The sequence below is a fragment of the Sorangium sp. So ce426 genome (assembly GCF_051475585.1).
Classification (GTDB): domain Bacteria; phylum Myxococcota_A; class Polyangia; order Polyangiales; family Polyangiaceae; genus Sorangium; species Sorangium cellulosum_B.
On sequence record NZ_CP150341.1, the window covers coordinates 3,594,966 to 3,617,147 of the forward strand.

Annotated in this window: 8 protein-coding genes and 3 pseudogenes; 8 read left to right on the forward strand and 3 right to left on the reverse strand. The window is 68.9% G+C overall.

Going from position 1 to position 22,182, the window contains the following annotated elements; translation table 11 throughout:
* Nucleotides 1–18 precede the first annotated feature (18 nt).
* From WMF44_RS13590 to WMF44_RS13625, 8 genes and pseudogenes are all read left to right on the forward strand, one after another.
* Nucleotides 19–5,928, forward strand: a pseudogene (locus WMF44_RS13590) (amino acid adenylation domain-containing protein); the annotation flags it as partial.
* Nucleotides 5,929–6,000: 72 nt separating this feature from the next.
* Nucleotides 6,001–7,830 (forward strand): annotated as a pseudogene (locus tag WMF44_RS13595) (amino acid adenylation domain-containing protein); the annotation flags it as partial.
* A 36-nt stretch (nt 7,831–7,866) separates the two neighbouring features.
* A pseudogene (locus WMF44_RS13600) lies at nt 7,867–8,619 on the forward strand (thioesterase domain-containing protein); the annotation flags it as partial.
* A gap of 32 nt (nt 8,620–8,651) precedes the next feature.
* Nucleotides 8,652–9,665 carry a TauD/TfdA family dioxygenase gene (locus WMF44_RS13605; RefSeq protein WP_437299548.1) on the forward strand — a complete coding sequence of 338 codons (1,014 nt, stop codon included), beginning with the start codon at nt 8,652–8,654 and terminating at the stop codon, nt 9,663–9,665.
* Nucleotides 9,666–9,708: 43 nt separating this feature from the next.
* Nucleotides 9,709–10,467, forward strand: a complete 759-nt coding sequence (locus tag WMF44_RS13610) for a TraX family protein (RefSeq protein WP_437299549.1) — start codon at nt 9,709–9,711, stop codon at nt 10,465–10,467.
* Between the two features lie 217 nt (nt 10,468–10,684).
* Nucleotides 10,685–12,880 carry a cation:proton antiporter domain-containing protein gene (locus WMF44_RS13615; protein ID WP_437299550.1) on the forward strand — a complete coding sequence of 732 codons (2,196 nt, stop codon included), beginning with the start codon at nt 10,685–10,687 and terminating at the stop codon, nt 12,878–12,880.
* 4 nt (nt 12,881–12,884) lie between these two features.
* Nucleotides 12,885–13,754 carry a PTS sugar transporter subunit IIA gene (locus WMF44_RS13620; protein ID WP_437299551.1) on the forward strand — a complete coding sequence of 290 codons (870 nt, stop codon included), beginning with the start codon at nt 12,885–12,887 and terminating at the stop codon, nt 13,752–13,754.
* A 305-nt stretch (nt 13,755–14,059) separates the two neighbouring features.
* Nucleotides 14,060–14,803, forward strand: a complete 744-nt coding sequence (locus WMF44_RS13625; protein WP_437299552.1) for a class I SAM-dependent methyltransferase — start codon at nt 14,060–14,062, stop codon at nt 14,801–14,803.
* 180 nt (nt 14,804–14,983) lie between these two features.
* On the opposite strand, the gene WMF44_RS13630 is transcribed toward WMF44_RS13625, so the two are convergent.
* Genes WMF44_RS13630 through WMF44_RS13640 form a run of 3 tightly spaced genes read right to left on the reverse strand, consistent with a single transcriptional unit; the run spans nt 14,984 to nt 22,062 of the window.
* A complete protein-coding gene (locus WMF44_RS13630) occupies nt 14,984–16,126 on the reverse strand; it encodes a hypothetical protein (protein ID WP_437299553.1) in 1,143 nt (380 codons plus the stop codon).
* Nucleotide 16,127: 1 nt separating this feature from the next.
* Nucleotides 16,128–18,959, reverse strand: a complete 2,832-nt coding sequence (locus WMF44_RS13635; protein WP_437299554.1) for a TonB-dependent receptor domain-containing protein — start codon at nt 18,957–18,959, stop codon at nt 16,128–16,130.
* 4 nt (nt 18,960–18,963) lie between these two features.
* On the reverse strand, nt 18,964–22,062 hold the full coding sequence (locus tag WMF44_RS13640) for an FHA domain-containing protein (RefSeq protein ID WP_437299555.1): 3,099 nt from the start codon (nt 22,060–22,062) through the stop codon (nt 18,964–18,966).
* Nucleotides 22,063–22,182: the final 120 nt, after the last annotated feature.

Genomic DNA, 22,182 nt, shown 5'->3' on the forward strand with positions numbered 1-22,182 from the left:
TTACGTGCAGGTTGGTCCATGCGTAACAAGAAGAACGTAGAAGCGATCTATCCGCTCACTGCCTTGCAGCAGGGGCTCCTCTTTCATTCATTGGAGGCGCCCGCCGGCGGGGATCCCTATCTGATTCAGCTTTGTGTTCGGCTGCAGGGGCGCCTGGACAAGGACGCGTTCGTGCGCGCCTGGGCCAAGGTGGTGCGGCGGCACGAAGCGCTGAGGAGCGACATCGAGTGGCAGAAGACGAAGGAGCCGATCCAGATCGTCTACCGGGAGTCGCAGCCGACGCTCCGCACCCTCTCGTGGCGCGTCGGCGCGGATGAAATCCAGGGCAGGCTGACCTCGTTTCTGCGCGAAGAACGCGCGCGAGGGTTCGACGTTGCGCGCGCCGCGGACCTGCGGCTGACGTTGATCGATGTCGGTCCGGAGGACTTCTATTTCGTATGGGAGCACCACCACATCACGATGGATGGATGGAGCGTGGCCAACGTCCTCGCCGAGGTGCTCGCCCAGTACCGGGCGGAAGCTGCGGGGACGGTCGCGTCGCTTCCGAACGTACCTCCGTACCGAAGGTACGTTCACTGGCTGAAGGAGCGAGATCAAGAGGCGGCGGTCAGGTACTGGCGCGCCGTCCTCGCCGGATACGACAGTCCCGTGGAGTTCCCCGGGCGCCGGAGCCCGCGGCACGACGTCGAGCCTCGCTACGCCGAACAGCGAGCGCTCCTCGATCGCGCCGTGTCTGAACGGCTGCGGAGCGTGAGCCGCGAGTGGAAAGTGACGCTGAGCACGTACTTTCAAGCGGTCTGGGCGCTCGTCATCAAGGCGTACACGGGGAGCAACGACGTCGTTTTTGGCGCGGCCGTGTCAGGGCGACCCCCGGAGATCGTCGGTGTGGACGGCATGGTCGGGATGTTCATCAACACCTTGCCCGTCAGGGTGCGGATCGATCCGAGGGAGCAGGCCGCTGCCTGGGTGCGCCGGCTCCAGGCGCAGAGCGGCGAGCTCCGGCAGTTCGAGCACTCGACCCTGCCCAGGATCAACGCGCTCGGCGCGTTCGGCCGCGACAATCCGCTGTTCGAGTCGATCGTGGTGTTCGAGAACTACCCGGTGGACAACGTCGTCGGCGGCCTGCAAGGCGTGGACGTGCGCGTGTCGGTCTGTCGCCCGGAAGAGTCGTTGGACGGAGATGTCATCACATTCCGAGGCAGGAACAACTATCCGCTGTCCTTGGTGGTGCTGCCCGGGGAGCGGATCGAGGTCGCGGTTTCGTACCACTGCGACCGCGTGACGCACGAGGCCGCGCGGTCGATGCTGCGGCTCTTCGAGCGTCTGACGACAGAGCTGATGAGCCGGGCCGACGCTCCGCTGGTCACCATCGGACGAGCGCGGAGCGCGGACGGCGCTGATGCCAGCGTGCGAAGCGCGCCGATCGCCGCGCTCGAATGGTCCCGCGTCCATGAGCGGATCGCGCGGGAGGCGGAGCGGCGACCTCTGGCGCTGGCTGTCCAGTTCGAGCGGGAATCGCTGACCTACGGCGAGCTGGATCGGCGAGCCAGCAGGTTGTCGCGCTGGCTGCGAGCCAGGGGTATCGGGCCCGAGTCGCGTGTCGGCGTCTTGCTGCCGCGGAGCGCGGCGCTGGTGGTCGGCCTGGTCGGGGTGCTGAAGAGCGGCGCGGCGTATGTGCCGATGGACCTGAAGCTCCCGCAGGCGCGCCTCCGCGACATGATCGAGGACAGCGGAGCGCGGGTCGTCCTCGCGGACGCGGCCGGTCGAGAGGCGCTCGCAGGGCTGGATGTGGAGGTCGTCGCGCCGGACGCGCCGGACGTCGCTGGGGCGCCGGAGGCGACGCAGAGCCCCCCGGTGTCCCCGGACGGCGCGGCCTACGTGATCTACACGTCGGGCTCGACGGGGCGTCCGAAGGGCGTCGTCGTGACGCACCGAGGCGTGGCGAGCTACGTGCAGGCGTTGCTCGAACGGCTGGGGCTCGCGGAGGAGGCCGCCATGGCGATGGTCTCGACCGTCGCCGCGGATCTGGGCAACACGGTGCTGTTCGGGGCGCTGTGCTCCGGCCGCGCGCTGCACCTGCTCTCGGAAGAGCGGATCTTCGATCCGGACGCGATGGCGGAGTACATGCACGAGCACAAGGTGGATGTGCTGAAGATCGTGCCGAGCCATCTGAAGGGGCTGATGCAGGCGGCGCAGCCGGAGCGTGTATTGCCAAGGCAGGCGTTGATCCTGGGTGGAGAGGCGACCTCGTGGGAGCTCGTGGCGAAGGTCCAACATCACGGGAGCTGCCGGCTCATCAACCACTATGGTCCAACCGAGACGACGGTCGGGGTGCTGACGCATGAGCACAGGCCGGAGGGCGCGGCGCAGAGCGCGACGCTGCCGCTGGGCCGACCGCTGGCGAACAGCCGGGTCTATGTGCTCGACAGAGAGCTCGCGCTGGTGCCTGCCGGGGTCATCGGAGAGATCTACATCGGCGGGGCGGGGCTCGCGCGAGGGTACCTGAACCGCCCGGAGCTGACGGCGGAGCGGTTCGTCCCGGACCCGTATGGCGGCGGTGGAGAGAGGTTGTATCGGACCGGAGACCGGGCACGGTATCTGGAAGACGGGAGCATCGAGTTCCTGGGCCGCATCGACGAGCAGGTGAAGGTGCGTGGTTATCGCATCGAGCTGGGCGAGGTGCGCGCGGAGCTCATGGGCATGAACGACGTCGCCGACGCCCACGTCCTCGTGCACGAGGGTCAAGCCGGCAACGCGCGGCTCGTGGCGTACGTGATCGGCAAGAATGGATACCGCGACGGGGACGCGATCCAGGCGGGGCTTCGGCGGCGCCTCCCGGAATACATGGTCCCGACCGACTTCGTCTGGCTCGAGACCTTCCCGCTGACGGCGAACGGCAAGCTCGACCGCAGGGCGCTTCCGGAGCCGGGGAGGACGGTGAAGGCAGAGGGCGCCCTGCCGCGGACAGAGGTGGAGGAGAAGCTCGTCCAGATCTGGCGTGACGTGTTGAACGTCGAGCGCGTCGGAATTCACGACAGCTTCTTCAAGCTGGGTGGAGACTCGATCCTCACGCTGCAGGTGGTCGCGCGCGCGAGGAAGGTCGGCATCAAGCTCACGCCGAAGCAGATGTTCGCCCACCCGACGATCGCGGAGATGGCGAGCGTCGCGGCGCGCATCGTGACAGCTCGGGAGCCCGCGGCCGAGCTCGTGAAGGGGGATGTGCCGCTCACGCCCGTCCAGCGGTGGTTCTTCGAGCAGCGGTTTCCGGACGCGAACCACTGGAACCAGTGCGCTCTGTTCGAGCTGACCGAGCGGCTGGACATGGTTGCGCTCGAGAGGGCGCTTCAGGCCGTCGTGCGGCATCATGACGCGTTGAGGCTCCGCTTCCAGGAGGACGGAGAGCAACGGAGGCAGCGATACCACGAAGGCGCGACGCCCAGCGCGGCGCGACGCGTCGATCTGAGCCGGGAGACGGACATCCACGGAGCGATTGCGCGCGTCGCGGGTGACGCGCAGCGCAGCCTGAACCTGGAGTCAGGTCCTCTCCTGCGGGCCGTCTACATGGACCTCGGAGGCGAACGGCCGGGGCGGCTTCTCCTGGTGATTCACCACCTGGTGGTCGACGGGGTGTCGTGGCGCATCCTCCTCGAGGATCTCCTGGTGGCGTACCGTCAGGTGAAGGGCGGCGCGCCGCTCGTCTTGCCCTCGAAGACCAGCTCGTTCAAGCAGTGGTCAGAGGCGCTTCGGGAGTACGCCCAGAGCGAGACCATCCGGCGAGAGCTCGACTACTGGAGGAGCGTCGCCTGCGCCCCCGCGCGCAGCCTACCAGCGGCGAACCCGCACGGAAAGAACACCGTGGCATCGGCGAGGTCGATGAGCGCCGAGCTCTCCGAATCCGAGACAGCTCAGCTGCTGTCCAGGGCTCCGAGGGCCTATCGCACGCACATCAACGATCTGCTGCTGACTGCGCTGGCGCATGCCCTGTGCGAATGGTCCGAGGGGGAGAGCGCGCTCGTCGAGCTGGAAGGGCACGGCAGGGAGGACCTCTTCGAGGGCGTGGACGTCACGCGCACAGTCGGTTGGTTCACGACGCTGTACCCGGTGAGATTGACCCCGGACAGGCGAGATCTTGGCGCGTCGATCAAGTCGGTCAAGGAACAGCTCAGGGCCATCCCGAACAAGGGGTTGGGCTACGGTGTGTGCCGTTACCTGAACGATCAGGGGAAGGCGTTGCTGGAGGGCGCCCGTCCCCAGATCACCTTCAACTACCTTGGGCAATTCGATCAGCTGTTCACGGACGGCGGGCTGTTCAAGGTCGCGAGCGAGTCGCCGGGCGCATCGCGCGGGCCCGACGGCGCCCGGCGCGCGTGGCTGGACGTCGACGCGCTGATCCATGGTGGGCGCCTCAAGGTCGACCTCGGCTACAGCGCGGAGATCCATGACGAGACGCAGGCGAGAGCGCTCCTGGACGCGTACCTGCGCCACCTGCGTGCTGTGATAGCGCATTGCTCGAGGGGCGACGTCGGGAGCGCCACACCGTCGGACTTCCCGCTGTTGCGGATGTCACAAGAGGTCATCGACTCGCTGGCGCTGGATTACCGCGACGTAGAGGACATCTACCCGATGACCCCGATGCAGCAGGGGCTCTGGATGCACTCGATCCTGAGCGCCGGGTCCGGCATCTACCACATGCAGAACGTGTACCGGGTGAAGCAGCCTGTCGACACAGCGGCCTTTCAGGAGGCGTGGAGGCGCGTCGTCCAGAGGCACCCGATCTTGCGCACGGCGTTCCTGTTCCACGACGACGTGGGTCCGATCCAGGTCGTCCACGAGGACCCGGGATCCGTCTGTGAGTGCATGGACTGGACGGATATCGGGGAGGAGGCGCAGCGGGCGGCGCTCGACGCCCTGCAGAAGGAAGAGCTGAGACGAGGTTTTGATCTGTCGAAGCCCAGGTCGTTCACGACCCGCCTGATCCGATGCAGCGCCGAGGAGAGCTATTTCATGAGCAGTTACCATCACATCCTGATGGATGCATGGTGCGGCTCGCTCGTGCTGCGCGACTTCTTCGCTTATTATCATGCGCTCGTCCTCGGTCGAGAGCCGGAGCTGCCGGGCGTGCCGCCGTTCAAGACCTATGTCGCCTGGCTTTCGCGGCAGAGCGTCGACGAGGCGCGCGCGTTCTGGAGAAGGGATCTGGAGGGGTTCCGGTTTCCCACGCCGATCGGCTCCGCGGCCATCTCGGACGACGGTGGTCTCGCGAACCATCGTGTGGATGACGTCTACGAGTATTTGTCGGAGGATGCGACGGGTCGGCTCGATGCGCTGGCGAAGCGCCTCGAGCTCACGCCGAACACCATCACCCAGGCAGCGTGGGCGCTCGTGCTCGCGCGCCATTCAGGCCTGGATGACGTCGTCTTCGGGGTGACGGTCGCCGGGCGCCCGGTGGAGATCAAGGACGCCGAGTCCATCCTCGGCCTGTTCATCCAGAGCATTCCGCTTCGCGTCGGTGTGGACAGGACGAAGCGAGCGTCCGCCTGGATCCGCGAGATATTCGAGAAGAACGTACAGATTCGACAGTACGAGCACCTGGCGTTGACCGAGATCCGTCAGTGCAGCGAGGTCCGTGGAAAGTCGTTGTTTCACAGCCTGTTCGTGTTCGAGAACGCGCCGTTCGACGAGGCCGTGGTCGAGAAGGGGGCGCTCTTCGGAGCGGAGAACCTCAGCAACAGGACGCACACCAACTACCCGATGACGGTGGTCTTGTATCCGGGGAAGCGCCTCGGCCTCCACCTCTCGTACAACAGCCAGATCTTCGGCAGGGACGAGGCCGAGATGCTGCTGCGGCACTTCCGCGTGGCGCTCGAGGAGCTGATCCACGGAGAAGACAAGCGGCTGGGGAGCATCTCGATCCTCGACGAGCAGGAGCGGGAGATGCTGGAGAACATCAACCGCACGCGGGCCGACCGATCGGCGACGACGAGCTACGTCGAGCTCTTCGAGCGCCAGGTGAGGTCGTTTCCTGAGCGGATCGTGGCGACGTGCGGCCAGCGGTCGTGGAGCTATGCCGAGCTGAACGCGCGCAGCAACCGCGTCGGGCACGCGTTGATCGAGCTGGGGGTCGGGCTGGATGACGTTGTCGCGGTCCTGGACGAGCGTGGGCTGGAGCTCCTCGGCATGGTGCTCGGGACGTTCAAGGCCGGAGCGGGGTATCTCCCGCTGGACCCGCGGCACCCAGCGCAGCGCGTCGCGGAGATCGTGAAGCTGAGCCGGCCGCGCGTGATCATCAGCCGGGAGTCGCTCCGGCCGTTCCTCCAGGGGGTCTTGCAGCCGGTTCCGGAGGGCGAGCGGGCGGAGCTCCTCTTCGTGGAGTCGCTCTCGCGACGCGAGGTCCCGGAGACGAATCCGGGGATCCATGGCGGTCCGAGGAACCTCTCGTACGTCATCTACACATCGGGCTCGACCGGAACGCCGAAGGGCGTGATGGTCGAGCAGCGAGGCATGCTGAACAACCAGCTGAGCAAGGTGCCCTACCTGGGGCTGACGGAGGGCGACGTCATCGCGCAGACGGCCTCTCAATGCTTTGACATCTCGGTGTGGCAGCTCCTGACCGCGCCTCTCTGCGGTGCCGTGGTCGACATCGTTACCGACGAGATCGCGCATGATCCGATCGCGCTGTTCGACCACGCCGCAGAGCGGGGGATCACGGTCCTCGAGAGCGTCCCCAGCCTGGTGTCGAGCGCGCTGGCGAGCGGGAGGCTGCCGCCGGCGGACCGGCTGCGGCTGCGCTGGCTGCTGCCGACGGGCGAGGCGCTGCCCGCGGACGTCGCGCAGCGGTGGCTGGCGCACTATCCGCAGGTCCCTTTGATCAACGCCTACGGTCCCGCCGAGTGCTCGGACGATGTCTCCCTGTACACCGTGCGCGACGTGCGTCAGTTGCCCGCCGCGCGGGGTGGCTACGTCCCCATCGGCCTGCCCGTGGACAACACCCAGCTCTATATCGTCGATCAGAACCTCGACCTCGTGGCGACGGGCGTGACGGGAGAGCTCTGCGTCGGCGGCGTCGGTGTGGGGCGCGGATACGTCCGTGACCCGGCGAAGACGGCCGAGGCGTACGTGCCGAGCCCGTTCGCGGACGCGCCTGGAGAGCGGCTGTACCGAACCGGCGATCTGGCGAGATATCGCCCTGATGGAGTCATCGAGTACGTCGGCCGCCTCGACCACCAGGTCAAGGTTCGTGGCTACAGGATCGAGCTCGGCGAGATCGAGGCGCGGCTGCTGGCGCAGCCGGGGGTGACCGCGGCGGTGGTGGTCGCGCGGGAGGACGCGCCGGGAGACAGGCGGCTCGTAGCGTACGTGGTTCCGGCGCGGGAAGGGCTGGACGCCGCGGGGGTCGAGGAGCAGGGGAGCTTCCGTGACGAGCTCCGCGCGGGCCTGAAGTCGGTGCTTCCGGACTACATGGTGCCTTCGATGGTGATGCTGCTCGGCTCGCTTCCATTGTCGGCGAACGGCAAGGTGGATCGCAGGGCGCTGCCGGCGCCCGAGGGGGGGCAGCTTCAGAGGAGCTATGTCGGACCGAGGAACGACATCGAGCAGAAGGTGGCGGAGATCTGGTCCGACGTGCTGGGCGTCCCGCGCGTGGGTATCCATGATAACTTCTTCGAGCTGGGGGGCCACTCCCTGTCGGCCGTGCGCATGACCCAGGCGCTAGGTCGCGCGCTGAAGCGTCATGTGCCTCTTGCGCTGGCGTTCCAGTCCCAGACCGTCGCCGAGCTGGCGGAGGCGCTCGCCGGGCAGCAACGGTCAGACACGCTGAACACGCTGGTCGCCATGGGAGGTGGCGGGAGCCGGAGCCCGCTGTACTGCTTGCATGCCGGCGGCGGGCACGTGCTCCACTACAGGCCCCTGGCGCTGCAGCTGCAAGGCGAGCGGCCCATCTACGGAGTCCAGTCGAGATCGTTCTATCTCGAGGGGTGGGTCGACGACTCCATCGGCTCGATGGCGGAGCACTACGTCGATGAGATCGAGAGGAGCCGGCGCGGCGGCGCCGTCAACCTGCTCGGGTACTCGCTCGGTGGGGTGATCGCGATCGAGGTGGCGCGGGTGTGCGAGCGGAGAGGCCTCGACGTTGGGTTCGTCGGCCTGGTCGACCCCACGGGTCTTCTGGATGAGGACGACCGGACGAGCGGCGCTCCGGAGGACCTCGTGGGCTCCGAGCATCAGCAGATCCTGTCCGGCTGGATCGAGCGATCGCTCCTGCGGGCGAAGTGGGAGCGTCTCTGGGAGGTCGCGGGCCAGGGGACCCGCGGGCGTATACTCCGCTCTTTCATCGAGCGCGATCTGGCGGAGAAGAAGCTCGATCTCATCGAGGAGCGCGAGCTGTTCGACTCCGCCAATACGCAGCTGCTGATGGATGGATATCACCTGAGGCCGATCTCCTCCGATGTGCACGTCTGGTGGGCGAGCGCGTCGCTCGAGCGGCGCGGGAGCGGGGTGAACGTGCGTGATCTCGAGTCGAAGCTGCGTCTGGCTTCGTCGGTGGTGCTGGAGGGTGATCACGCGAGCATCATCCTCGATGACCGCCTGCGCGACGGGGTCCGTCGCTCGGTGAGCGGCTAGGGCGGAGTCAATCTACGGGAGAATGAGCGTCGATGAATGTTTCATCATTGCCTGAATGGACGTTGAGCCCGGTAAACCACGTGGCGCCGGGCCCAGGGGTTTCGCTTCCCTACCTCGTGCAGCCGGAGCGCGACGGGGGGGATCTCGTCGATTGGCTCGCGCTCCACCGGGCGAGCGTCGACAGCGCGCTCGTGGAGCATGGGGCCGTCCTGTTGAGGGGCTTCCGCGTACCCGACGAGGCGGCCTTCCAGCGTGCGGCGGGCGCGCTCTGCGGGGCCCTCGAGCCCCGCTACGGCGATCTCGTGAAGCGCCGTAGCGCCGAGTTCGTCTACGATGCGACCGTGTACCCGAAGGACCGAGCGATCCTGTTTCATCACGAGGGCGCGCACACCCCGAGGCTGCCCTCGCGGCAGCTCTTCTTCTGTGGGCGCGCCGATTTCACCGGAGGGGAGACCCCCATCGTCGACAGCCGGAAGGTCTACCGCGCCCTCGATCCCGACCTCGTGCGTCTCTTCGAGCGGAAGGGCCTCCTGTACGTGCGCAATTTCATCCGGGGCGTCGATGTGCGCTGGCAGGATTTCTTCCGCACCGAGGATCGCGCCGCTGTCGAACAGCAATGCAGGGAGCAAGGGGTCGAGTGGAAGTGGAAGAAGGACGGGACGCTGGGCATCGCGACGCGCGCGCCTGCGGCGATACGTCACCCATCGACCGGAGAGCGGAGCTTCTGCAATCAGGTGCTCCTGCACCACGTGTCCTGCCTCGATGCAAGGACCGCCTCGGCGCTTCGAGCGGTCCTCGCGCCAGGGGACCTGCCTCGGAACGTCTGCTTCGGCGACGGCAGCCCTATTCCGGACGAGATGATCGCCGAGGTCCTGAAGGTGACCGTGAAGACCGCGGTCCGCTTCACATGGCGGCTCGGGGATATCGCGCTCCTGGACAACCTGGCCGTGGCTCACGCCAGGAGCCCGTTCGAGGGAGACCGCCAGATCCTGGTGGCGGTCGGGGATGTCGTCTCACAGGAGTCCCTGCTGCGCGCTCAGGCATGAGGACGGCGCCCGAGGAGCGGTCGCCGGCGCAGGGAGAAGCGACATGAAGACAGCGCGACCGCCCTCTTCGTTGTGTCTGCCGCGCCTCGACGGTCGTGCGCTGGACTTCGTCAAGATCTGTGCGGCGCTCTGCATGGTCGTCGACCATGTGAACACGTTGCTGCTCGATTATGGAAGCACGGTCATGTTCCTGATCGGCCGCGCTTCCTTCCCGCTGTTCTGTTATGCCTCCGCCGTCGCGGTCATCCGCGCGGGCGGCGACGGGCTTCGCCAGGCGGGGAGCCTGCTCCTCCTCGCCGCGTTCACGGAGCCGATCTCGCAGGTCGCGCGGCACCAGGATGACATGGTGAATGTCGTCTTCACGCTGGCCGCCGGGTGCGCCGTCGCCACCTTTCTATCGCGCCTCGCGCCCGTCTGGCGCAACGTGATCGTCGCCCTTGTTCCCCTCACGGTGTGGATGCCCACGACGCTTGAATTCGGCCTCGCAGGCGTCTGCCTGCCCGCCGTCCTCGTGCTGGCGCTGAAGGGCGAGCGCGGCGCCTGGCCGCTCCTTTTCGTCCTGCTGGCCTCGATCAACCTTTATCCTCTCGAGGCGAGGATCCGAGAAGATGGCGCTGGCGGGGCGGTGCAAGCCACCGTTCTGTATTTCCTCGCTGCCACTTTCCTGCCTTGGGTTCTCCTGCAGGCGGGGCGGCGCCTCAAGAACGACCATCGTCTTTTGCACAGGCATGCCCTGCAGATCTTCTATCCAGGGCACATGCTGGTGCTCTGGATCCTCGAGCTCCTGGGCGCTTCCGTGTGATCTCGACGTCCGCGCCGAGGGGCAGCTCGGCCGGAGTCACAACGGGTGGCCAGAACACCCAGGAATACGCACAGGATGCCGCGCAGGCGCACGCCGGATGCGCCGCGATCAACGGGCGAGCTCGGCCGTTTGACGCTGCGCATCCTTTTCTTGACAGTCGAGACAGCCCGTTGGTAAGCGATAACTTAACACTTACCACCAGGAGGGAGCGCTCCGCATGGAGATCCTGATCCACAACCCGCTGAGCCGCTTCCTCATCCAGGCGTTCTTGATCATCGCCTGCGCGCGGCTCGTGGGCCTGGTGGCCCGCCGGATGGAGCAGCCGATGGTCATCGCCGAGGTGACGGCGGGCATCCTGCTCGGCCCGTCGCTGTTCGGCTGGCTCTTCCCCGATGCGTCGGCGCTCCTGTTCGCAAACGAGTCGCTGCCGCTCCTGAAGCTGGTGAGCGAGGTCGGCCTCATCGTCTTCATGTTCCTCATCGGGCTGGAGCTCGACCCGAAGCTGTTGCGCGGGCGCGGCCACGCCTCGGTCATCATCAGCCACACGAGCATCGTCGTGCCGTTCGCGCTGGGCGGGCTCCTCGCGCTCTACCTGTATCCCCGGCTCTCCGACAGCTCCGTCCCGTTCTCGTCGTTCACGCTGTTCATGGGCGTGGCCATGAGCATCACGGCGTTCCCGGTGCTCGCGCGCATCCTCACGGAGCGGCGCCTGCTGCGCACGAAGGTCGGCGCGCTCACCATCACGTGCGCCGCCGTCGACGACGTGACCGCCTGGTGCATCCTCGCGTTCGTCGTCTCGATCGCGCGCGCCACGGGGCTCGTGGGCGCCGTCTGGACCACCGTCTTCGCCGTCGCCTACATCGCCGGCATGCTGCTCGTGGTCCGGCCCTTCCTCGTCCGGCTCGGCGAGCGCGGCTCCAGCAAGGAAGGGCTCTCGCAGGACCTCGTCGCCGTCACGCTCCTCCTGCTCATCGTGTCGAGCTGGATGACCGAGATGATCGGCATCCACCCGCTGTTCGGGGCCTTCATGCTCGGCGCGATCATGCCGAAGGGCACCGGCTTCGCGCAGAGCCTCGCCGAGAAGCTCGAGGACTTCGCGGTGGTCTTCCTGCTCCCGCTGTTCTTCGCCTACAGCGGCCTGCGCACGCACATCGGGCTGCTCAACTCGGCCGACGGCTGGATGATGTGCGGCCTCATCATCCTTGTCGCCTGCCTCGGCAAGTTCGGCGGCAGCGCCGTGGCCGCCCGCTTCACCGGCCAGAGCTGGCGGGAGGCCAGCGCGCTCGGCATCCTCATGAACACCCGCGGCCTGATGGAGCTCATCGTCCTGAACCTCGGGCTCGATCTGGGCATCATCTCGCCCAAGCTGTTCACGATGATGGTGCTCATGGCGCTGGTCACCACCTTCATGACCACGCCGCTCCTGCGCTGGATCTACCCGCCGGAGGAGCTCGCCAAGGAGCTCGCCGACGTGCCGGAGCGGACGCCTCTGCCCACGGCAGCCGAGGTGTTCACCGTGCTCATGTGCGTCTCCTACGAGCGCTCCGGCCCCGGCATGGTGACGCTCGCGAGCGCCCTCGCCGGCACGGGCCCCGACGCGAGGCGCCTCTACGCGCTGCGCCTCATCCCGCCGACCGATCGCGGCTCGTTCTACCTCGACCAGGGGCCCGAGCAGCACGGGGCGGCCGCGCTCGCGCCGCTCCTGTCGCGGGCCAAGGAGCTGGGCGCCGAGGTCCGGCCGCTCTCCTTCGTCTCGCCCAAGCCGAGCCACGACATCTGCAACGTCGCCGACGTGAAGCAGGCCGACCTCGTGCTGGTCGGCTGGCACAAGCCGCTCCTCAGCCAGACCGTGCTCGGCGGCACCGTCTACGAGGTCATGCGCGGCGCCCACACGGACGTCGGCGTGCTCATCGATCGCGGGCTCGCCGCGGTCCGCAAGCTGCTCGTGCCCTTCCACGGCACGTTGCACGACAGGGCGGCGCTCTCGCTCGCCCGCCGGCTCGCGCAGCAGGTCGGCGCCGACGTCACCATCCTCCACGTGGTCAAGCCGGAGCGCAGGTCCGACGACACGCTCGGCGCGCAGCGGACGGTCGACGAGGTGTTCGAGGGCGAGGAGGGCGGCGCGCTGCAGAAGTCCAAGGTGCTTCTCAAGGTGGTGGAGCACGACTCCCCGGCGGACGCGGCCCTCGAGGAGGCGAAGCGCGGCTACGATCTCGTCCTCGTCGGCGTCGGTCCCGAGTGGGGCCTCGCGCAGCGCCGGTTCGGCATCCGCGCCGAGCACATCATCCAGGGGTGCCCGACCTCGCTGCTCGTCGTGCGGCACCACGAGCCCGCCGCCGTGTCCGCCCCGGCCACGGCGCCCGTCCCGAAGGTCCTCCCGGCCGCCCTCGCGGTCGAGCCCGATCGTTCCTGATCCCATGCCGGCTACCTCCGACGCCGAGAGCGCCGCGCGCGCGCGTTCGCTCGCCGAGTTCGGTGCCGCGCTGCGGCTCCTCCGCGTCGAGGCCGGCCTGAGCCTCCGCACGCTCGCGCAACGCATCGGCGTCTCCAGCGCCTACCTGAGCCGCGTCGAGCATGGGCACGACGCCATCCCCACGCCCGACCGGCTCACGGCGATCGCGGGCGCGCTCGAGCTCCCGCCGGCGGTGCTCCTCGAGCTCGGCCACCAGGTCGAGCCGCTCGTCTCCCGCTACCTCGACCGCGTCCCGTCGGCGAAGGCGCTCTGCGTGGAGCTCGCGCGGCGCAACCTCAGCGGCCCGCAGCTCGCGCGCATCAAGGCGTTCATCGACGCCGAGTTCCCGGCGAGCGCGGCCTTCGGGGGGCGGCCCCCGCGGCGGCTCTGCGAGCTGCTCACGCCCGAGCGCGTCGTGCTGCACCTCTCGTGCGCGGACATCGAGGACGTCATCGACGTCGCGGCGTCCCGGCTCGCGCCCCCCGGCGGCCCGATCTCGGCGAGCGCGCTCGCCCAGGAGATCCTGCGGCGCGAGCGCGAGTCGTCCACGGCGCTCGGCAACGGCGTCGCGGTCCCGCACGCGATCGTCCCCGGCGCGAGCCTTTCGGCCGCGCTCGCGACGCTGGCCGAGCCGCTCGCGGTGCCGACGCCGGGCGGGGCGCCGCTCCGGTTGTTCGTTGTCCTCGTCTGCGCCGAGGGGGGCCGCGCGCACCTCGAGCTGCTCGCCCAGGCGGCCAGGCTCGCCAGGCTCGGGGCCGCCGATGCGCTGTGTGCCGCGCGCGACCCCGCGCAGCTCATCGACCAGCTCGCGCAGATCGAAGCGGGCTGCGGCTGAAGATGTCGCTCATCGAAGGGCCGTGCGGACGCTGAAGCGGAACGCGGAGACGCGGGCAGGGGTTGAGCGGGGAGCGCCTGCGGATGACGGGCTTCCCATTTCCTCGGCGGTGTGGCAGCATCCCTTCATGAAAATGATTCTCAATTTCAAATGTTCCGCCTCCCCTCATTGAAGAGCGCCTTCGTGCGTGGGGCTGAGCCGTGACTGGGGAGGAACCCCCGAAGGCATCTCCCCGTGAATCATTCTGGGCCAATTCGACCGGTGCGCACCTCCGACCGGCGCCACAGAGGTATTTAGGATATCCCATGAACTTCAATCCGGACACCAGAGCGAAGCTCCAGATCGCCGTCAACAACTACAAGATGTTCGGTGCGTGGAAGACGATCAAAGACGTAACGGCATATCTCCTGGCAAATGGCGCGACGGACGACTTCGACCGGAGATATGGAGTTACGACATCTGGCTCGGTGGAGGCGAGGGACGCGGGCATCACCGATGAGAACGTCCTGACGAACGCGATCAGGTACGTGCCCATACCAGAGCCAGTGATGCGGCACATCCTTTCAACCGTCACGAAGGAGCTGAACCCCGGCGAGTTCTCGTTCATCGACCTGGGTTGTGGCTGGGGACGTGCGGTCCTTATCGCGTCGTGGTTCCCCTTCAAGGAGATCATCGGGGTCGAAGTGTCCCCGGCCCATTGCGAGATCGCGAACAGAAATATCGGCCAGTATCTGGAGAGTCGCGCGGGGGACAGGGCGACAAAGTGCAGGTCCATCCGGGTGAGCCACGCCAACGCGCTTGATTTCGAGTTTCCTGACAGCAATTTGCTGATCTATATGTTCCGTCCGTTCAGCGGTTCCCTTTTTCGCGGCGTCCTGGACAAGCTGCACCAGTTCCGCGTCAAGACGGGTCGGCAGGTCCTGGTGGTCCTCTGCTGCCCGACCGAAGAGCGCCTGCTGGAAGAGCATCCTGCGTTCGTGAGGCGCAGCGAGCACCAGGTGGTGTCGCCCGAGTACTCCTGGAACCTGTGGGCATGTGACGCACGCTGAGCGTGCCCGGCAGGGAGACGCAGACAGGATACGGAAGACGAAAGACCGACACGCCCCCGGCTCGCGCCCATCGCGACGCGGCGGCTCTTGAGCCGGAGCGCCCGGAAGAAGCCCGCCGAGGCGTCGAGCGGCGTCTCGACCGGCGGCGGCGCGCCGGAAGAAGAGGATCCGGTCGATCCCTCACTCGGTGACGCGGATGAGGCGCTGCACCACGGACGAGCCGCCGCGCGCGTCGCGCAGGACCGCGGTGATCGTGGCGACGCCCGGCTCGGCGGGCGGGATCCACCTCACGGCGTGATCGCCGACGTACCCCTCGTTCGCGTCGCTCACGAGCTTGATGCTCCCGTCGAGATCGCCCAGATCGGCGAAGTAGTCGACCCAGACGATCTCCTTCAGCGCCTGGTGCTGCGCGCTGGGATCGACCTCCGCCACCGTGTCGGGGTCGACGATCGCGTCGAGCTCGTAGGCGTCGCACTCGACGAACGGATCCTCCGCGCTGCAGCCGGCCTCGCGCCGCGCCTCCGCGCTCACGCGGCAGCGCTGGACGGTGGGGATGCCGGCGAAGTCCTCCGGCAGGGGCTCGCCGTCGAGCGTGAGCCCCTGCAGCTCCGGGTTCGCGTTCTCGCGACCCCCCTCGAAGGCGTAGATCTGCGTGTAGCCGGGCACGAAGCTGTCCGGGCCGAGCCGGCGCCCGCCGCTGAAGCAGGCGGCGGGGAACGTCCCGGCGCGGCCGGTGCCCTGGTCCTCCACGAGACCGAGCTCCCCGGTGCAGGCGACGAAGAAGACGAACGCGCTCCCGGAGGCCGGACCCCCGGTGGCGGGTGGCTTGCGGCCGGTGAGGATGTCGTCGCTGATCGTGATCGTGTACGTGTCCCCGAAGCCGGGGCGCACGCCGTTGAGGTCGGGCAGCGGGACCGTCGGATCGCCTCGCTCCACCCACGCCTCGATCTCGGAGGCGATGCCCTCGAGCTGCGCGTAGCAGCCGTAGTAGTCGTCCCCGACGGGGTTCTCGCACCCGCCGAACCAGTAGACCGAGACGGGGCGCGACCCGTCCTCGGGGCCGCCCAGCCCGTCCTGGTAGTGGATCCGGAAGGTGACCTGGTCGCCGGGGTTGGCGTACGGTTTGTCGGCGACCACCGCGAAGACGCGGAGCCCGCTCACGAGGCTCGGCGGATCGAAGCCCGCGACGCACCCCGACGCGATCGCCGGCGACGCGATCGCCGCGAGCGCGAGCGTCCCCAGCACCGCGCGCCGCCACCGGCGCCCGCCGCGCTCGGGACGCTCGCGCTTCGCCGCGCCGTTCATCGCCTGCGCCCCGCGCATCTCAGAACTCTCCTCGCATCCCGAAGCTCGGCAGGATGGGCAGCCCGGTGACGTACTGTCGGGCTGTGTAGTTGTAATTGTACTGAATCGCCTCGCTGTTCGCGTTGTTGTAGACGTTCTGCACGTCGAGGTAGGCCGAGAGCCGCCAGGTCTTGAACTTCCACGTCTTGTCCAGGCGCAGATCGAGCTGGTGGAACGGCGGGAGCCGCTCGCTGCTCGGGCCGGAGAACGGGATGGGCGTATACGTCCCGGTGGGCGCGTAGAAGAGCGCGTTGGTGCGGTACGGGTCGCAGCTCTGCTCGTTGACGTTGCACACGTTGGGCGTGACCAGGTTGCCGGAGACGAGGCGGAACCGGGCGCCGAACTCCCAGCCGTCGCCCAGGCGGTAGCTGCCGAGCACCGTCAGGATGTGGGTCTGATCGAACGGGACGAGCCGCTCCGGCTCGCCGGGCTCCGGCACCCGCGTGCTGCGGGACAGCGTGTACGCGGCCCAGCCGAAGAAGCGATCGTCGGGCTTGTACTTGAGCAGGAACTCGCCGCCGATGACCCTGCCCGATCCGACGTTCTGGTAGTCGAGCTGGATCGACCCGGGCCGGTTCACGCCGACGACGAGCTCGTCGAGCTGCTTGTAGAACCCCTCGGCCGACGCCTCGATGTGCCGGGTCAGCTCCTGCTCGACGCCGGCCGCGTAGTGCAGCGCTCGGGTCGACTTCAGGCCGGGGTTGCCGAGCGGCGGGATCACCTCCTGGAACTGCGGCGGCTGATGGAACACCCCGAGGCCGCCCTTCACCGTGGTCCGCGGGAACCCGGGGACGACGTCGAAGCGCCCGTTCACGCGCGGGCTCACGGTGGCCTGCTTGTTCAGGTCCTGGTAGTCGAGGCGCAGGCCCGGGACGATCTTCGCCCGGGGGGTCGGGGCGAGCTCGAGCTCGGCGTACGCCGCGGGGTAGAAGAACTCGCCGTCGCGCGAGACCTCCTGGAGGGTGCGCGTCGAGAACGGCTGGTTCGGCGGCTCGCCGGGGCGGTTCGGCCCGGGGGCGCGGAGGTTCACGGCGTAGAGGCCGGCGAAGACGTCGAGCCCCGCGTTGAAGACCGTGCCCTTCGAGATGCGCCGCGCGTACTCGAGGCGGCCGGAGATCGTCTTGAGATCGAGCTGGAAGTAGATCGGCCCGATCCCGAAATCGGCGTCGTCGCGCGCGATCGCGAGCACGCCGTCGAGCCGGTCCTTGTCGGTGAGCTCGTGATCGTAGCGCAGCTGGAGCCGCTGAAACGCCGTGTGCAGCCCGACGTTGCCGGAGAGGGCCGGCTCGTTGGGCGCCGGGTCGCTGAGCAGCAGCTCGAGGGCGTCGTCGGAGCCGAAGAACGTGAGGCGGAGCCGCGCGGAGGGCGTGGGCTCGGTCTCGAGGAGGACCTGGTAGTCGTAATAGACCGGCGCCTGCGTGACGCCTGCGCCCGCGGCCTCGAGCACGGGGCCGAACGACTCGCCGATGTAGCTCCGCCGTCCTGCCACCATGAAGCGGGTGTTCTCGAGGAACGGCACGGGGCCCTCGAGCAGGACGCGCGCGTCGATGAGGTCCATCTGCGCGAGGCCGTGGAGCTTGCCGTCCTCCTTGGGCGAGCGGAGGGCGACGTCGACGATGCCGCCCTGCACCCGGCCGTACTTGGCGCTGAAGTTGCCGGGGTAGAAGTCGATCCGATCCAGCATCTCGGTCGGCACGACCGAGGAGAGGCCGCCGAAGTGGTAGATGAGCGGCACCTGCGTGCCGTCGACGAAGGTCTGCGTGTCCTGCGGGCCGGAGCCGCGGACGATGAGCAGCCCCGCGATGCTGGGCGGGCGGGCGACGCCCGGCAGGTTCTGCAGCGAGCGCAGGGCGTCGCCGTTCGTGCCGGGGATGCGGTTGATCTCGCGCTGCTCGATCGTGCGCTTCGTCACCTCGCGCGGCGGCCGCTTGCCGCGGACCGTGACCTCGAGGCCGTCTCCTTGCGGCAGGAGCCGGTACTTCACCTCGAGCTGCTCCCCGGGGGCGAGCGCCTCCTCGACGGAGAGCGGCTCGAAGCCGGGCGCCGCGATGGTGACCTGGTAGCGCCCCGGCGGCAGCGCGGCGAAGGCGAAGGCGCCGCCCTCGTCGGTCGTGAGCTCCGGCGGCGCGGCGGGCGTCGCTGCGCCCGCGCCCGCGACGCGCGCGACCGAGACGGTGGCGCCGGCGAGCGGGACGTCGCCCCCGCTGGCGAGCACGGCGCCGCGGAGGCTCTCGGCGGGCCTCGCGGGCTCGCCGGCGGCCGGCGGCGGCGAGGCCGTCTTCAGGGTGAACGAGTAGCGGTACAGGATGCGGGCCGGGGCGGGGGTCCCGTCCGCGCGGCGGGCGGGCTCGAACTCGAGCTTCTGGGCCGCGGCCAGCGCCGACTCATCGAACCCGTGCCCCGCGCTCTCGACGACGACGGCGTGCTTCACGCGCCCGTCGCGGTCGATGTCGAGCTGCAGGGTGACCGACGCTTCGCGCCCCTGCTTCTCGGCCTCCGGCGGGTACTCCGGGGGCGTGTAGTTGAGCGCCCGCGGCGGCGTCGCCTTCCCCGCCGGCGCGGCCGTGGAGGCAGGCGGCGTGACGATCGCGCCGCCCGCGCCTCGGGGCACGGCCGCCCCGCCCTCGGGCGCCTGCGGCGCCGCCTGCCCCTCCTGGCCTTGCTGCTGCGCCTGCGCCAGGCCGGGGGAGAGGGCGGCGAGCAGCGAGAGGAGCGCCGCGGCGGCCGGCCTGCGGTGGCTTCGCGCGCGCGGGCGCCGGCGCGCGCGCCGGTCATCGATGCGGAGGGAAGCGGCGGGCTCCTGCGTTGTCACGACGTCACACCGGGTCGCGCCGCTTCAGCACCGCGCAGAGCGTGACGAGGATGATGAACGTCATCCCGGCGAGCACCGCATAGGGCATCCAGGTCTGATCGTACGTGGTGAAGCCCCACGCGCCCGCGTAGTTGTCGGCCGCCATCTGCGCGATGGCGCACTTGAACTTGCCGCCCTCGATGAAGTCCGCGGCGCTCGTGTCGGTGCGGTGCAGATCGATGACCCACGCTGGATCCTCCGCGGTCGCGAGCCGCTCCGGCGCGATCGCGCCCTCGAAGCCCCAGCGCGCCGGGATGATGTACATGAGCGGCCGGAGGTGCGGCACGGTCGTCATCGGCACCATGAGCCCCCCGAGCACGACCTGGGGGATGAGCGCGATCGGCGTGAGCGCCATGGCCGCCTCGGACGAGGCGACCACCGTGGAGAGGAGGAGCCCCATCGCGACGGCGCTGAGCGAGGTGGCGGTCAGCGCGGCGAGCTGCATGCCGAACGCCTGCATGCCGCCGTGGAAGCCGAGGGCGAAGAACACGATCGCGAGCAGGACGGTGCACTGGACGAGGCAGAAGCCGGCGAGCAGCAGGTACTTGGAGAGCACGTAGTTGACGAGCCCCAGGTTGACCATGCGCTCGCGGAGGTAGATGGCCCGCTCGCTGACGATCTCGCGGGCCGCGTTCGAGGTCCCGAACCAGACCGCGGCGACGACGAGGAAGAAGATCGCCGCGGTGTGGTCGGTGGTGACCTCCATGCCCTTGATGACGTCGGTGCTCTGGTCCGCGCCGCCGGCGCGGCGGCCGAGCTCCTGGAGCGCGCCGAGGCACCACGCCGGGATCGCCTTCTCCTGCCCGCCGAAGACGATCGCGAGCAGGATGCCGATGATCGGGGCCTGGAGGAGCATGATCAGGGTGCCGCCGATGTCGCGCTTCTTCACCTTGAAGTAGCGCGACAGGAGCAGGCCGAGCTGCCCCTTGGTCGTGGCGCGCCCGGCCGGGATGCCGCGCTGCCCCTGGCCGGTGCCGATCTCGCGCCGGCCGGAGTACATCCGGCGGTACGTCGGGTTGCCGTCGCTGAAGAACTCCTTGCGCCACTCGATGGCGGCGAGCTTCCTGGCGTCGCCGCGCGACGCGTTCGGGTTCCGCGCGCGGAGCTGATCGAAGATGGGCCGCTCGCGGAGCGCGAGCATCTCGAACATGTCGCGCGGGTTGTCGACGTCGTTCTGCTGGCCGTGCCGCTCCTTCCAGCTGCCGAAGAAGCGGTACGCGTCGGGCCGGGTCGGCCCGAAGAACATCGGGATGCCGCCGTAGCCCAGGATGAGCGCGTGGCTGAACTTCTCGAACTCGTCCTTCGCCGGCTGGTGGATCGTCATGATGATCGTCTTGCCGGTGGCCTTCGTGAGGTCATGCAGCAGGCTGATCAGCGCGGTCGTGTCGTCGGCGGCGAGGCCCGAGGTCGGCTCGTCGAGGAAGAGGATGACCGGATCGGTGACGAGCTCGAGCGCGATGTTGACGCGCTTGCGCTGCCCGCCCGAGAGGATCTTGTTCTCGGGCTTGCCGATCTGGAGGTTCTTGACGCCCTCGAGGCCGAGATCCTTGATCGTCTGCTCGACGCGGGCGTCGATCTCGGCCTCGGTGTAGTCGGGCGGGAGGCGGAACTTCGCGCTGTAGCGGACGGCCTCGAAGACGGTGAGCTCCGGGTGGACGAGATCGTCCTGCGGCACGTAGCCGATGGAGCCGCGGAGCGTGTCGTAGATGTTGTAGAGGTCCTCGCCGTTGATGCGGACGACGCCGCTCGTCGGCGGCAGGTAGCCGTTCAGCGTGAGCAGGAGCGTCGTCTTGCCGGCGCCCGACGGCCCCATGAGCGCGATCATGTCGCCCGGCAGCGCCTTGAACGACACGTTGTCGAGCAGGGTCTTCTGCTCGTTCGGGTTGTCCCGGTCGGGGACCTGGAGGGCGAGGCTCCACGCCTCGATCTCGTAGAGCGGGCGCCCTGCCCACCGATCGGCGGAGTACTCCTCCTGGATGACCTCGACGGCGCCCGCGCCCCCCATCTCGATCTGGAGGGGCATGGGCCCGATGTAGATCTTCTCGCCGCTCTGCACGGCGATCTTCTGGCCGGGCGCGATGCGGTTGCCGCGGACGTAGGTCCCGTTCGCGCTGCCGCGATCCTCGACGTAGAGCTGCCCGTTGATCGAGTGCAGGAGCGCGTGGTGGCTCGACACCTGGGGGTGGGCGAGCACGATGTCGTTGTCGGGCGTGCGGCCGATCTTCTTGACGTTCGATCCCCCGCCGGAGAAGTCGAGCTGGCCGAGGACCGTCTTGTTCTTCCTCCCGGGCGCGCCGGCGGCGGGCACCGAGGACGCCGCGTGCGCGGGCTGCTGCGGCGGCGCGTAACCGCCGGCGACGCCTGGCGGCGCGTAACCGCCGGCGCCGGGCTGCTGCTGCGGCGCGTAGCCGGAAGCGGCAGGCTGCGGCGCGTAGCCGGAAGCGGCAGGCTGCGGCGGCAGGACGCTCGCCGCGGGCGGGGCGCCGGAGGCGGCCGGCAGCGCGGACTGCCGGGCGGCCTGCGCGAGCTGGACGAGCAGGCTGATCTGGACGGGGACGGGCCCGAACGCGATGGCGCCTTGCGGATCGATGGGCGTCGGCGAGCCAGCGGCGATGCGCTGCGCGCCCACGTACGTGCCGCTCGTCGAGTTGTGGTCGATGACCATCATGCGATCGAGCGTGACGGTCGCGTGCTGGCTCGAGACGCTCGGGTGCTGGAGCACCAGGGAGGCGCGCCCGGGGTCTCGTCCGATCACGACCTGGCCGGGCGCGGGCGCGAGGCTCCCGGGCGACGCCAGCATCAGCGTGATGGCCGGATGGTTCAGCGGGACCGGCGTCTGCGCGACAACGAACTGGGTGCGGAAGTCGAACGGGACCTGCTCTCCCGGCGAGAGGGGCCGCCCGTTCGCCGACGCCGGCCCTTGCCCGCAGGAGAAGAGCAGCTTGCCACCCCCCTGGTTGACGATGCGCGCGTGCTCGGGCAGGACGCCGGGAGCGACGAGCACCACATCGCAGGTGGGGGCGCTGCCGATCGTGATGCTTTGTTTGCCTAGCCCCGGGATCATGCGGGCCGCGTTTCACCACAGGCCGTCGGGGAGGGCAAGGGAAGAGGCGCGTCCCGTGCGCCGCCGCGCGCCACGCTGTCGCGGCGCCGCTCGCGGGAGAGGAGCGCGCTTCCGCACGCG

Bases quoted from the DNA above. Each gene is read 5' to 3' on its own strand.
- WMF44_RS13605 (WP_437299548.1), top strand. From the start codon at position 8,652: ATGAATGTTTCATCATTGCCTGAATGGACGTTGAGCCCGGTAAACCAC.
- WMF44_RS13610 (WP_437299549.1), top strand. From the start codon at position 9,709: ATGAAGACAGCGCGACCGCCCTCTTCGTTGTGTCTGCCGCGCCTCGAC.
- WMF44_RS13615 (WP_437299550.1), top strand. From the start codon at position 10,685: ATGGAGATCCTGATCCACAACCCGCTGAGCCGCTTCCTCATCCAGGCG.
- WMF44_RS13620 (WP_437299551.1), top strand. From the start codon at position 12,885: ATGCCGGCTACCTCCGACGCCGAGAGCGCCGCGCGCGCGCGTTCGCTC.
- WMF44_RS13625 (WP_437299552.1), top strand. From the start codon at position 14,060: ATGAACTTCAATCCGGACACCAGAGCGAAGCTCCAGATCGCCGTCAAC.
- WMF44_RS13630 (WP_437299553.1), bottom strand. From the start codon at position 16,126: ATGCGCGGGGCGCAGGCGATGAACGGCGCGGCGAAGCGCGAGCGTCCC.
- WMF44_RS13640 (WP_437299555.1), bottom strand. From the start codon at position 22,062: ATGATCCCGGGGCTAGGCAAACAAAGCATCACGATCGGCAGCGCCCCC.